Here is a 12,811-nt window from a genome sequence, read left to right as displayed (position 1 = left end):
ATGAAAATGCGTATTGAAAAAGACAGCATGGGTGAATTACATGTACCTGAAGACGCTTTGTATGGCGCGCAAACTCAAAGAGCAATCAACAATTTCCCCATCAGTAATGAGCCGCTTCCAGAAGCCTTTATTCGCTCTCTTATTTTAATCAAAGCTGCCGCTGCACGAGCTAACCAGAGCTTAGAGTGCATTACACCAGAACAATCGGCGGCTATTCAAAATGCTTGTGATGATTTACTAAACGCCAAAAGCTTAATGCATCATTTCCCTGTGGATGTGTTCCAAACTGGTTCCGGTACTAGTTCAAACATGAATGCTAATGAAGTCATTGCGACTTTAGCAACCAAATACCATGGTTTGGATATTAACCCGAATGACCATGTGAACTTTGGACAAAGCAGTAACGATGTCATTCCCAGTGCCATTCATGTGAGCGCCACATTAGAATTAACAGGACACTTACTTCCTGCATTGGAATATTTAAAACAAGCCATTATTAAAAAAGGTGATTCTCTAGCCGGCTTTACCAAGACGGGCCGAACTCACTTAATGGACGCCATGCCAGTGCGTTTGGATCAAACCTTTCATGCTTGGGCTGCACAATTACAAGGCAATATTGATAACCTTAAATACCTAGAAAGCAAAACATCACAGCTCGCACAAGGTGGTACGGCAGTTGGAACAGGTATTAATGCGCATCCTGAATTTGCAGCGTTATTTGCGAAAGAGCTGTCTGACTTAACCAAAGTTGCCTTCGAACCTGGGAAAAACTTTTTTGCCCTCATTGGTTCACAAGACACAGCCGTTGCCTTGTCTGGTCAGTTGAAAGCTGTGGCTGTCACCTATATAAAAATTGCCAACGATTTACGCTGGATGAACTCTGGCCCATTAGCTGGATTGGGTGAAATTACGTTAGAAGCGTTACAACCTGGTTCATCTATTATGCCGGGGAAAGTAAATCCAGTGATTCCTGAAGCCACTGCCATGGTAGCGGCACAAGTTATTGGGAATGACGCGGCGATTACTATTGGTGGACAATCTGGCAATTTTGAATTGAATGTTATGTTACCCATGATCGCCAAAAACTTGCTGAGTAGTATCAAACTGCTAGCAAACAGCGGTCAACTTCTGGCTGATAATGCGATCACAACACTGACAGTAAACGAAGATAAGCTAAATGAAGCGTTACATCGCAATCCAATTCTTGTCACGGCCCTGAACCCAATCATTGGTTATGGCAAAGCGGCTGAAATTGCGAAAACAGCGTATCGAGAAAAACGCCCAGTAGTGGATGTTGCAGAAGAGCAAACGGACTTAAGTCGAGATGAGTTAATTGCTTTGCTTGATCCCGCTAAATTAACAAACGGTGGATTGTAGTTCGTTAAAAGAGTTTCAGAATTTGGTTACTCCCTTTTCCAAGTTTTGAGATAAGCCAGCCTTGAGCTGGCTTTTTTATGCCTGTTAGATTGATTCAAGAGCTTCATTCACAGCAGATTCAGCGTGAATATAAGTGGTGTCGAATAAGGGTACAGACACGTGTTCTTGCTGTAATAACAACGTAATTTCAGTACAGCCTTCTATTACGGCATCAGCGCCGGAAGCTTGGAGACGGTTGACGATATCAATATAGATTCTCCTTGATTCTGGGAGGATTTTTCCAAGGCATAGTTCTTCATAAATAATCCTGTGTATCTCGTCGCGATCTGCTTTTGATGGCGTGATCACTTCCAAACCATAGGAAGCTTCAAGGCGTTTAGTATAGAAGTCGTCTTCCATAGAATAGCGAGTACCGATAAAGCCGACCTTTTTATGTTCGTGTTCTTTGAGTTTTCTTCCTGTGGCGTCAGCGATATGCAATAAGGGAACTTTAATCGCATCTTGAATAACATCCGCGACTTTGTGCATGGTGTTTGTCGCAATGACAATAAAATCGACCTGAGCGAGTTCTAAACGTTTCGCTTCTTCGGCGAGCATTTTGCCTAATAATGTCCAATCTCCTTGATGTTGTAATCGCTCGATTTCAGCAAAGTCGACACTGGATAACACCACTTTAGCTGAGTGCAATCCGCCGAGGCGTTCCTTAACCAGTTCATTGATGGTTTTGTAATACAGTACGGACGATTCCCAGCTCATTCCGCCAATAATTCCAATGGTCTTCATTTTCTCGCCTCTTTGTCTCGAATGATGGAGCTTCTTTATCTCGAGTGATGGATAGTAATTAAAGGCAGTTTATCCTTCTTTTAATAATAGAAGCATGTACAGATAAAAAGAAAAAGACGGCTCAATTGTCATGGATAATTGCTATTTGTATGAGCGGCAGGGCGATAAAACCGCTATAGAAGTTTGTTCATAAATACGCTGTGCGGATCGAGCTGATAATCAGCGAAAGGGCCGCATTCTTCAAAGCCGTGTTTGGCGTAGAGTTTGCGAGCGGGCGCAAAGAAGTCTTGTGTGCCTGTTTCTAAACTAACTTTTTTAATGTCTTGTTGTTTGGCTGTTTCTAATATGTGTTTGAGTAATATGGAAGCAACACCTTTGCCGCGAGCCGCCTCGGTTGTGCGCATGGATTTTATTTCGCCTTCTTGATTGCCCAATTGCTTCAGTGCTCCACCACCTAATAATTTATTATCTTCCCAAATTGTCCAAAAGGTGATGTGAGGGTGTTGAAGTTCACTTAGGTCAAGAGCATGAACACTTTCTTCTGGAGAAGTGGCGTACATGTCATCGAGATGCTCGGTTAGTAATTGTCGTACTTCAGGGCCTGATAAATCATCCACTCGGATTTCCATGAGCTTGTTTCCTCTTCGTAATAAATAGGGTGTTAAGTAATTTATACCTTTTTAAAAGCCACTTTTGAACTCTTTTGAAATCAATTTTGAACTCTTTAAAAATCACCTCTCTACTCTGCTAAGATATCGGCAAACGCAAGTAAACAGGTATACTGTTTGAAAGAAGACACTATTTTTTGTGGGCATATATGACAAACACACTGAATCTACGAACCGCGACACTGGCAGATGCAAAGATATTGTTAGCTTGGCGTAATGACCCTCAAACACGCGCCGCGTCACACAATACCGACGAAATTCTTCTAGAGAATCATCTTGCTTGGCTTGAGTCATCTTTAAAGAAGCCAGAGCAGCGACGTTTGTGGGTGGCGGAATTAGATGGAAACCTCGTTGGAACCTGTCGAGCCGATAAAGAAGACAACGGATGGGAGCTTTCTTGGACCGTTGCCCCAGAAGCTCGGGGGCAAGGAGTCGCGCATAAAATGCTGTCGAAATTGATAGACACCTTCCAGCAACCACTGACAGCCCAAGTGAAAAAAGACAACATGGCATCCATGAAAGTGGCTGAGCGTTTGGGTTTTGTTATTGAGAAAGAAGAGAGCGGCGTGCTTTTTTACCGTCGCTAGTGGTTTCACTCAGTCGTCAAACCGAATATGTACTTTTGCCTTAGTGTCGCCTTTTTTCTCTTCAGAAGGTTGGCGCAATGGGTCAACCAACTTTTCTAATCCATTGATTTTGATTTCCAAGGCCAGTTGCAGCCATTGGCCCAAATTACCATTTGGCCAACCCTTATTGGCAAACCACAGTAAATATTCTTCAGGTAAATCGACCAAAACACGACCTTGATACTTACCAAAAGGCATAGTCTGACGGGCAACTTGGATGAGATCTTCTTGGGAAAACATAGTGCTCACTTACTCATTAATATGGACTGTATTTAAACATAAAACACATAAAAAACCGCCTCCTACTTTTTATAGAAGACGGTCTTTTGCCTGTTAGGGCGTTACGCTAAATAGCTGAAGCTCTTAAGCCCAGAATTGGCGTAACTTCGGCGCAACCAAACCTGTAATCGCATCCAAGACTAATACCACCACGATGGTGGCAGCGCCTAATGGAAAGAAAAGCGAAATAGGCAACAAGAACCAAACCGCGTGTTTCCAGCGAGCAAGGTTGTTTGGCATTGGCGGTGGAGACAAGGCAAAGCGTGCGCTAGGGCGGCGTTTCCACCACATGACGACACCTGAAACACACAAGGTAATAACAGACAAAGCAAAAATCGTTGAGGCGATTAAATTCCAAAGCCCGAAAAGTCCCATATGAAGCGCAATGCCAGCCGCCATGGATTTAGCGAACCAGTTGTAATCCATGAAACCCACATCCGCTAAAACAGAGCCAGAATAACGATCAAAGTGAACGGTTCTATCGTCCCATGCATTTTCGATGTCTTTACTCATCGTGCTGGCAGAAGCGGTATACACGCCGACTTCATCTTTAGGGAAGCTGACTTGGAACTGAGTGAACCCCATTTCTTTTGCGTCTTTTACAACACGGTCAAGTGTAATACTAACCGCGCCATGTGATGTCGACTCAGGTAGTGGTGCTTGTTCAAGAGCCCAAGGTATTTCCTTTAGACCTTCTATGTTTAAGTCTTCATGAGTCAAAGTAGAAGATACGCTTGATGCTCTCTTTTCCATTGGAAAAGTACTCCATGCTTGAGTAAGTTTTCCACCCCAAACCGTTGCCCAAGCTAAACCAGAAATACAGAAGAAGAGCAAAATAACAGCGACCCAAACACCAATCACACTGTGAAGGTCTTTCCAAAAAGGGCGAGCGCCTTTTCTGCTGATCGTGGTTGCCGCTTTGATTTTCGATTCGCCTTTGGCAGGCCACCACAGAAACACACCGGTCAATATAAGAAGAACCGTAAGACTGGCCGCAATCTCGATCAGTCTTTCTCCTGTATCTCCCGCCATGAAAGTGCCGTGCGTGCTTTCCGCCCAAACGCCTAATGCGCTGTTCATATCCAGATCGCCTAAAACTTCCCCTTTATAAGGGTCAACAAACACTTGACGAGTGTCGCCATCTGTTTTCACTTGAAAGCGAGTGGCTTCTTCTGGCGCAGCGGGTAAATAGAAACGTGAAATGGTGCTGCCAGCATACGTTTTTTGCACCAGTTGGTATTGTTCTTCATAAGAGATAGGTGTTGCAGAAACGGCCTCAACTTCATAGAGGTCAAGGTTTTGAGCGCGTTCTATCAAAGGCGCGTACAACATAATTAAGCCAGTAGCCGCCAGCATAATGAGGAAAGGCACCGCATAAAGACCAGCGAAAAAGTGCCAGCGCCAAACTGACATATAAAAAGGTTTTGAACCAAACATGTAATGATCCTTGTAAGGTTTGGGTATAAGTAAACACCATGCCCAAACCTCAGTAAGGGCATTAAGTGAGTTGTTCTAATAAATGAAATGTTCCATGAAAGGTAGGTAGGCCTCTGGCTTGAGCGGCATAGACAGCCGTAATAGGCGAAACATGAAAAGTATCGACTATGGATTCTAAGTGTTTGATAAAACGAGCTTCTTCAGCAAGAAACAGTGTCGTATCAAAAGAAAAGTGGATACAAGGACAGCCTTCGGCTTCGTGATCTTCTGCGCTTTGATCTTGAGGTTCCGAGCTGCTTAAGCTCATATGCTGAGCATGAGAGCTGTGACTCATTTGGTGGTCAGCGTGCGAGACCATGTGATGATGAGCGTGAGGATCAGAATGATGAAGATGGGCAGAATTCGATACGGGCGGATTGATATCATGAATCATCACACCTCTGGTGACGCATAACATGACATAAACGCCATTGAATACACCAATGCTATTTATGGCGGGAACAGTGAAGTAGGTAAACCAGCAAATAAAAAGTAGATAAATGCTGTTTTTTTTGTACGTCATAAAGTAAGAACTGGCGATTATTTGGCGGGGAATTTACCTATCTCTTCATATAATATCAAGAAAAACCATACAAAGAGTATGTATATACCGTTTGCATGATTTTAAAAAGCGCATACCTAAAAACAAATAGCTAAAAAACGAATGACGTAAAAAGAACGTTATGCAAACGTTGTGTTATCAGCAAAACAATGGATTAAATAATCGCACACGGCTGCCAGTTTAGGAGAAGCTTGGCGAGCTTTGGGGTATACCAGCCAAACGCCACTATAAGGATATTGGTATTGAGGCAAAAGGGCGATTAACTTTCCCGAAGCGAGGTCGTCTTTAACGTAATAATCTGGTAATTGAGCGATGCCTAAGCCTTTTCTAACCGCATCTAATAACGCCACGCCTGAGTTGCTTCTGTGTTGCCCATGTATTTTGACTTCTTTACGCTGGCCGTTTTGCTGGAACTCCCAATGATTTTTTGAGCCAGTTAAACATCGGTGTTTGTTTAATTCTGCCAATGTATGCGGCATGCCGTGCTGATCAATATATTCTCGTGAGGCACAAAGATATTCAACGCGATTACATAAACGTCGGGATAGATGACTGGAATCTTTCATTGACCCCATGCGAATGGCCAGATCATAGCCTTCTTCGATTAAATTTACTGGGCGATTGGTGAGATGAAAATCCAGCTCTATTTTTGGATGAGTTAATAAAAAATCATTCATTAAAGGTGCGATATAACGCTCACCAAATGTCGTGGCACAGGTCATTTTAAAACTGCCAATAGGCGCTTGATTGAGCGACGAAATCACTTCTTCGGCACTGCTCAGTGCACTGGGTAAATCTCGACAATGTTGATAATAGAGCTCGCCAGATTCACTTAAACGGATTCGTCTTGTGGTACGAAATAATAATGTCGTGCCAAGGTCTGTTTCTAGTTGAGAAACCAAGCGGCTGATGTGTGAGGCTGAAACACCCAGTTTACTGGCCGCACCAGAAAAACTCCCTTGGCGGACAACTTCAACAAAGGCTTCCATGGCTTCCCAATTTTTCATTTTGACCTGCTAAAAAGGTGGAAGGGTATTGTTATATTATAACTATTTGGTGTGTTTTTGAAATGATTATTGCAGTATAGCAACAATCATTTTCTGAAATAGCTATTATCGCACTAATTTTTTAGGACTAAGCTCTGTGTTATTAGTCATTAAAAACACATACTTTGGAGAACACATATGAAATGTAAAGCCGCTGTTGCTTGGGGCCCAGGCCAACCACTTAAAATCGAAGAAGTTGACGTACAAGATCCGCAAGCGGGTGAAGTCTTAGTTCGTATGGTGGCGACAGGCGTATGTCACACAGATGCCTTTACGTTATCGGGTGAAGATCCAGAAGGTATTTTCCCAGCGATCCTTGGTCACGAAGGCGCAGGTGTTGTTGAAGCCATCGGCGAAGGCGTAACGTCTTTAAAAGTGGGCGATCACGTTATTCCGCTTTACACCGCAGAATGTGGCGAGTGTAAATTCTGTAAATCAGGCAAAACCAACTTGTGCCAAGCGGTTCGTGAAACCCAAGGCAAAGGCGTTATGCCAGACGGAACAAGCCGTTTCAGCATCAATGGCGAGCCAATTTACCATTACATGGGAACCTCTACATTCGCCGAATACAGTGTTGTAGCGGAAGTGTCTTTGGCGAAAATTCACGTAGACGCGCCATTGGAAAAAGTCTGCTTGCTCGGTTGTGGTATTACCACGGGCATTGGCGCAGTATTGAACACAGCGAAAGTAGAAGAAGGCGCAACCGTTGCCGTCTTTGGTTTGGGCGGCATTGGTTTGTCCGTTATCCAAGGCGCACGCATGGCAGGCGCAGGTCGTATTATCGCCATCGACATCAACGAAGCGAAATTCGAAATGGCGAAGCAATTCGGCGCGACAGACTGCATCAACCCGAAAAAATTCGACGCGCCAATTCAGCAAGTGGTTGTCGACATGACAGACGGCGGCGTAGATTACTCGTTTGAATGTATTGGTAACGTAGATCTTATGCGTTCAGCACTTGAGTGTTGCCACAAAGGTTGGGGCGAATCCATCATCATCGGTGTAGCGGGTGCAGGCCAAGAAATCTCAACTCGTCCATTCCAATTGGTGACAGGTCGCGTATGGAAAGGCTCCGCATTTGGTGGCGTAAAAGGACGCAGCCAATTACCGGGTTACGTGGAAGACTACATGAATGGCAAAATCGAAATCGACCCATTTGTGACGCATACCATGGGCTTGGAAGACATCAACAAAGCGTTCGATTTGATGCACGAAGGGAAGAGTATTCGTACCGTGATCTTATTTGATCAATAAGGAATAGAAAGATGGAATTACTGTCTAGCACAAAAAGCCATGGCGGTTGGGTGAAACGCTATCGCCATGAAAGCGCGTCGGTAAAAGGCGACATGACCTTTGCGATCTACTTGCCACCGCAAGCGGAAACACAAAACGTACCTGTGTTGTATTGGTTGTCTGGCTTAACTTGCACGGATGAAAACTTCATCCAAAAAGCCGGCGCGTTTCGTAAAGCGGCGGAGCTAGGTTTGGCGATCGTTTGCCCAGACACCAGCCCGCGAGGCACAGACTACCCGAATGAACACGAAAGTTACGATTTTGGTTCGGGGGCGGGCTTCTATGTGAACGCCACGGTTGCGCCATATTCGAATACCTATCGCATGTACGATTACGTGGTGAGCGAACTGCCAAGCTTGATCGAGGAAAACTTCCCTGTGACAGACAAACGCTCGATCACAGGTCATTCCATGGGCGGACACGGTGCTTTGATTTGTGCCTTGAAGAACCCAAGCAAATACCAGTCGGTTTCGGCCTTCGCACCCATCGTCAATCCAATCAACTGCCCTTGGGGCGAGAAAGCCTTCACGGGTTACTTGGGTGAAGACAAAACCACTTGGAACGAGTGGGACGCGACTTACTTAGTGGAAACAGCAGAAGAGCGTTTACCTCTGCTTATCGACCAAGGCGAAGCCGACAACTTCCTAGTGGAACAGCTAAAGCCAGAAGCCCTAGAAGCCGCCTGTGAAAAAGTCGGACACCCGATCACGCTACGCCGCCAAGCGGGCTACGACCACAGCTACTTCTTCATCGCCAGCTTTATCGACGAGCATTTAGAACATCACTCGAAAGCCTTGAGTTAATCATCGCCTTAGAATAAAAAAAGCGAGCCACGGCTCGCTTTTTTTATTTATGATGCCTTGTCTTATATTTCGTAGGGCACGATGAGCGAAGCGTAATCTGCCATCTCACGTAGGTTGGTCTTTAGACCAACAAAAGACTCTTAAACTTCAAAGGCGTACGTATTGACGAACGTTTTACAAGGCGTACAATGTGTTTATTAATTAAACAGTTTTGAGGTTTGTCATGGCTGGCATAACAGCAACAGAAGCCCGCGGAAATTTATACAGATTGATCGACGAGACCGCAGAATCTCATGAGCCAATTAGGATTTCGGGCAAGCGTAACAATGCCGTTTTAATATCGGAAGAAGATTGGTCAGCGATTCAAGAGACGTTGTATTTATTGTCAGTGCCAAACATGCGTGAATCGATTCGTGAGGGTATGGATGCCCCAGTGAGTGAATGTGATGAGGAGTTAGACTGGTGACATGGAAGTTGGTGTACACAAAACAGGCTCAGAAAGACGCTAAAAAACTCGCATCCAGCGGGCTAAAATCAAAAGCCCAAGAACGACTGAATTTACTGTCTGAGAACCCTTTCAAAAAACCACCACCATTTGAAGCTCTCATTGGTGACCTTTCCGGCGCGTATTCACGCAGAATCAACATACAACATCGCCTCGTTTATCAAGTCTTAGAAACAGACAAAGTCATCAAGGTTCTACGACTATGGACGCACTACAAGTGATGTGTTCTTAAAAATTTATAACCAAAGAGCCGACAGTATAGTGTGGTGTTAAAGATCGACAGGGCTCACCATTCCTCGCTCATGCAGGCCGACAACGTGAGTATAAATTTGAGTGGTTTCAATGGACGAATGCCCTAAAATTTCCTGAATGCTTCTTAAGTCTGTACCCTGCCTTAATAGCTCCGTTGCAAAACTGTGCCGAAAAGTGTGGCAAGTTACTCGCTTCATAATCTCTGCCTTATTAACCGCTTTTTTAACAGCACGCTGAATTTGGTCTGCTGAAATATGGTGCCGCCTTTCTATACCACTTCTCGGGTCTAGCGAATATTTTTGTGACGGGAATACAAACTGCCAACGCAACTCATACTGAGCGTTAGGCCATTTTTTACCGAGCGCATCCGGCATATAAACCCCAGCCTTTCCAATTGATTTATCTGCTTCAAATAACTGTTTTGAAAATTCAATTTGCTGCCTTAACGGTTCTTGCAAGCTGGTTGGTAACAATGTGCGCCGCGATTTATTGCCTTTTGCCTCCATGACATAAAGTCCCGCATTATCAAAATCGATATCTTTTATCCTAAGCCGAATCACTTCGCTAACGCGCAGGCCGCTGCCATACATAATTTGCGCCGCCAGTTTTTGACAGCCCGACAAATTAGAAATAATTAATTGAGCTTCTTCACGAGAAAGTACAACGGGAACCTTAGGCTTTCGTTTTGCGTGCTCGAATGACAGGTTTTCGGTGTTTAACCCCAAAAAATTGCGAAACAAAAACACCAAAGCATTTAATGCAAGCGCTTGAGTGTTTGGTGAGCAAAATCTCTCTTGGGCTAAAAAATTAAGGAACGGCTCTATATCTGCGACTTGAAAATCACTCGGGCTACGATAATCCGAAAAATTAATAAACCGCTTCACCCAAAGAACGTAGGTTTTTTCAGTTGTATAGGCCAGACCTTTACTACGGATGTAATAACGGAACTGATCGATAAACTTAGTTGAATTACTTGAAATAGATGCGCGCACATCCATTAGGTTAGGATTACTCATACAGTAACTCCTTTTACATGTATTTGTAGACTAATACCGTACCATAGTAATAATTGTGATGTGAATTCTTAAATTAAGTGTCTTTTACGCGGCAAAACCACGCAAACAACCATAAAAAGTTGCTTACGCCGTAAAAAATGGAATCGAGTGTTATAGCAGGAAAACTTTATTATTAAAGAAAGGTTAGCTCTCTTATGGATAAAGGACTAGCCACGCGACTGAAACAAAGGAAAAGCTGCACGCGCGGTTTTTTATAGATATTAAAATTGACAGGATTGCTCTAGGGCGAGAGTATTAAAGGCTTACAAAGGGAAGTGTTAATTTCAACGGTCTGAAAAAAACGCTTCGTACAAAGCCGCTTAAGCGGCAGAATAAACTGTTAGTGCCCTGAGTAAAAATTAAACACTGAAGTAACATCAAGGAATAGAGATGGAAGAAGCAAAAGTTACCTTTTACCGCTTTGATAAATGTGGCTTATTTGAGTATGGAGCGGAAGAATCTAAACTGGGTGAACTTCCCGATTTTTTAAATCAGCTGATGGTATGGGTTCAAAGGGATGGTAAGCCTCTTGATGAAACTTGCACCTATGCGATAGAGGAAAGCGAGGATGTGAGTAGAACATTTTGCTATGACATTGTGAAGAATGGTGTTACAGGCGACTTCCTTCTTACGACATGGAATGAAACTCCATCTTATGAAGGAAAAGTTGCAGCTGTAAACTCAAAAGGAAAAGTTGGTGAAGCCAAAGTTGAGTTTACAAAGCTCCCCAAAGACAGTATTCCTGGCTATGCGACTTACTTCTGGATTGTTCCGTCTAAAAATGTATTTGCCTCTATTAGATTTCAGCATGTTTTGAACGGGAAGAAAAATTTTGATAAGTATTTTAAAGAATTCATATCAAAATTTAGTGAATACGTTGTGTTAGGAAAAAGTGAGAAATCAGACTTTCAGATTATTGGATATGCTGAAAAAGAAGATGATGACCCACTAAATCTTTATGCATACCTAAAAACGTCCATTTTGAGGAAGCCAGGACAGACTGATTATATCGTTAATAATTTTCCAAAAATTAGGAAAATCACTAGACATAATTGTCTATCACCTAAATTAGCAAGTAGTCAAGATCTCTGGCAAAAAGCACTTCAAGGTCTTGGGCTTAAAAAGCAGAAAAAACTGAATTCTGATGTCAACTTTTCTTATGAGTTCTCATTCAAACCAAGTAAGGATGAACTTACTGAAATGATTAAAGAATGGGAAGCTAATCATGATTCTAAATGGGATGATATTGGCTTCACATTGACAGGAGAGCAAAATCCGCGTTGGTTGAGTAACTCGCTAGCACGAGATACCTTTGAACTTGATGTAAAAAGGGTCAATGATGAAGTGGTTGATGCTCAAAGCATATTGGATCAAGTTACAGAAAAACGAGACTTGATACTGGCACTATTAAAGTAAGGTTCCGTGATGAATATTTACATAAAAATAGTTGGAGTAATAATCTTTGTTGGCATTGTCGTAGCTTCAGCTCTTCTTGGTAAACATATTCCATTCAAAGAACAGATGCCAATCTATGATGGTCTTAGAAGTACATCATCAATAATTTTTGCTGTAATGGGCGCATGGATTGCACTTCTTTATCCAAGTAAGTTATCCAAAGCCTTTGGAAAAAAGGCGTATGATGAGAAGAAAGATGATATAGAACAAATCAATAGGCTATTTAGGCCGTTAATTTACTCAACAGTAATATTAATGGTCGTAATTAGTATGTCCTTTGTTGTTCCTTTGGCAAAGCAGATCGAATCATTGCTTCAATACAAAGAAATATTTCGCTCTCTTAGTTTCGCTATAATCGGCTTACTGACATTCGTACAATTCTGGTCATTAATTTTGACACTGATACCTGGTGATAGCATTAAAGATGATTTAGATGAGGTAAAACAAAGAGAAGAAATGTTAAATAGAATGCGTCCAGGCAAAAAGGGCACTAACAAGTAAATCCATGTGACGCCTACGGCGCACCTGATTTAGACGTTATGTTTTCAAGGAAGCTTTATGATTTATTCGACTACCGAGTCAATTCCTGGTAAAGAGATTGAAGAAATAGTAGGTATTGTTACTGGCAATG

The 12,811-nt window shown here is 42.9% G+C and carries 15 protein-coding genes; 8 read left to right on the top strand and 7 right to left on the bottom strand.

Annotated features, from left to right (window positions below; translation table 11 throughout):
- Nucleotides 1–1,377 carry a class II fumarate hydratase gene (locus ABFY09_RS10985; RefSeq protein WP_347984365.1) on the top strand — a complete coding sequence of 459 codons (1,377 nt, stop codon included), beginning with the start codon at nucleotides 1–3 and terminating at the stop codon, nucleotides 1,375–1,377.
- A gap of 84 nt (nucleotides 1,378–1,461) precedes the next feature.
- Here ABFY09_RS10985 and ABFY09_RS10980 read toward each other — a convergent pair whose 3' ends face one another.
- Together ABFY09_RS10980 and ABFY09_RS10975 are read right to left on the bottom strand one after the other, a co-directional pair.
- Entirely contained in the window at nucleotides 1,462–2,160 is a 699-nt protein-coding gene (locus tag ABFY09_RS10980; protein ID WP_347984364.1) for an aspartate/glutamate racemase family protein, read from the bottom strand.
- 173 nt (nucleotides 2,161–2,333) lie between these two features.
- Complete coding sequence (locus ABFY09_RS10975; RefSeq protein WP_347984363.1) at nucleotides 2,334–2,789, bottom strand: GNAT family N-acetyltransferase; 456 nt, start codon at nucleotides 2,787–2,789, stop codon at nucleotides 2,334–2,336.
- A gap of 188 nt (nucleotides 2,790–2,977) precedes the next feature.
- Between ABFY09_RS10975 and ABFY09_RS10970 the strand changes: the two genes are divergently transcribed.
- Complete coding sequence (locus ABFY09_RS10970; protein WP_347984362.1) at nucleotides 2,978–3,415, top strand: GNAT family N-acetyltransferase; 438 nt, start codon at nucleotides 2,978–2,980, stop codon at nucleotides 3,413–3,415.
- Between the two features lie 9 nt (nucleotides 3,416–3,424).
- Here the strand turns inward: ABFY09_RS10970 and ABFY09_RS10965 are convergent, their stop codons facing one another.
- From ABFY09_RS10965 to ABFY09_RS10950, 4 genes are all read right to left on the bottom strand, one after another.
- Entirely contained in the window at nucleotides 3,425–3,694 is a 270-nt protein-coding gene (locus tag ABFY09_RS10965) for a DUF3820 family protein (RefSeq protein ID WP_347984361.1), read from the bottom strand.
- A gap of 123 nt (nucleotides 3,695–3,817) precedes the next feature.
- On the bottom strand, nucleotides 3,818–5,170 hold the full coding sequence (locus ABFY09_RS10960; RefSeq protein WP_347984360.1) for a PepSY domain-containing protein: 1,353 nt from the start codon (nucleotides 5,168–5,170) through the stop codon (nucleotides 3,818–3,820).
- 61 nt (nucleotides 5,171–5,231) lie between these two features.
- Nucleotides 5,232–5,732, bottom strand: a complete 501-nt coding sequence (locus ABFY09_RS10955; RefSeq protein WP_347984359.1) for a hypothetical protein — start codon at nucleotides 5,730–5,732, stop codon at nucleotides 5,232–5,234.
- Nucleotides 5,733–5,890: 158 nt separating this feature from the next.
- Nucleotides 5,891–6,778 carry a LysR family transcriptional regulator gene (locus ABFY09_RS10950; protein ID WP_347984358.1) on the bottom strand — a complete coding sequence of 296 codons (888 nt, stop codon included), beginning with the start codon at nucleotides 6,776–6,778 and terminating at the stop codon, nucleotides 5,891–5,893.
- Nucleotides 6,779–6,955: 177 nt separating this feature from the next.
- On the opposite strand from ABFY09_RS10950, the gene ABFY09_RS10945 reads away from it, so the two are divergent.
- The 4 genes from ABFY09_RS10945 (at nucleotide 6,956) to ABFY09_RS10930 (ending at nucleotide 9,639) form a co-directional block, all read left to right on the top strand.
- Nucleotides 6,956–8,071, top strand: coding sequence for an S-(hydroxymethyl)glutathione dehydrogenase/class III alcohol dehydrogenase (locus tag ABFY09_RS10945; RefSeq protein WP_347984357.1), 1,116 nt, complete (start codon nucleotides 6,956–6,958; stop codon nucleotides 8,069–8,071).
- Between the two features lie 11 nt (nucleotides 8,072–8,082).
- On the top strand, nucleotides 8,083–8,913 hold the full coding sequence (fghA, locus tag ABFY09_RS10940) for an S-formylglutathione hydrolase (RefSeq protein ID WP_347984356.1): 831 nt from the start codon (nucleotides 8,083–8,085) through the stop codon (nucleotides 8,911–8,913).
- Nucleotides 8,914–9,136: 223 nt separating this feature from the next.
- Nucleotides 9,137–9,379 (top strand): type II toxin-antitoxin system Phd/YefM family antitoxin, encoded by a 243-nt coding sequence (locus ABFY09_RS10935; protein ID WP_191592954.1) that lies wholly within the window; start codon nucleotides 9,137–9,139, stop codon nucleotides 9,377–9,379.
- A complete protein-coding gene (locus tag ABFY09_RS10930) occupies nucleotides 9,376–9,639 on the top strand; it encodes a Txe/YoeB family addiction module toxin (protein WP_347984355.1) in 264 nt (87 codons plus the stop codon). Before ABFY09_RS10935 ends, ABFY09_RS10930 begins: the two co-directional genes overlap by 4 nt.
- Before the next feature lie 48 nt (nucleotides 9,640–9,687).
- Here the strand turns inward: ABFY09_RS10930 and ABFY09_RS10925 are convergent, their stop codons facing one another.
- On the bottom strand, nucleotides 9,688–10,686 hold the full coding sequence (locus ABFY09_RS10925; protein ID WP_347984354.1) for an integron integrase: 999 nt from the start codon (nucleotides 10,684–10,686) through the stop codon (nucleotides 9,688–9,690).
- 429 nt (nucleotides 10,687–11,115) lie between these two features.
- On the opposite strand from ABFY09_RS10925, the gene ABFY09_RS10920 reads away from it, so the two are divergent.
- A complete protein-coding gene (locus ABFY09_RS10920) occupies nucleotides 11,116–12,141 on the top strand; it encodes a hypothetical protein (RefSeq protein ID WP_347984353.1) in 1,026 nt (341 codons plus the stop codon).
- A gap of 9 nt (nucleotides 12,142–12,150) precedes the next feature.
- Nucleotides 12,151–12,681 (top strand): hypothetical protein, encoded by a 531-nt coding sequence (locus ABFY09_RS10915; protein ID WP_181718158.1) that lies wholly within the window; start codon nucleotides 12,151–12,153, stop codon nucleotides 12,679–12,681.
- The last annotated feature ends 130 nt before the right edge of the window (nucleotides 12,682–12,811 follow it).

This window comes from Marinomonas sp. 5E14-1 (genome assembly GCF_039939215.1).
Lineage (GTDB): Bacteria > Pseudomonadota > Gammaproteobacteria > Pseudomonadales > Marinomonadaceae > Marinomonas.
Note: the sequence above shows the minus strand (reverse complement) of the source record. Positions and strands in the feature narration are given on the sequence as shown.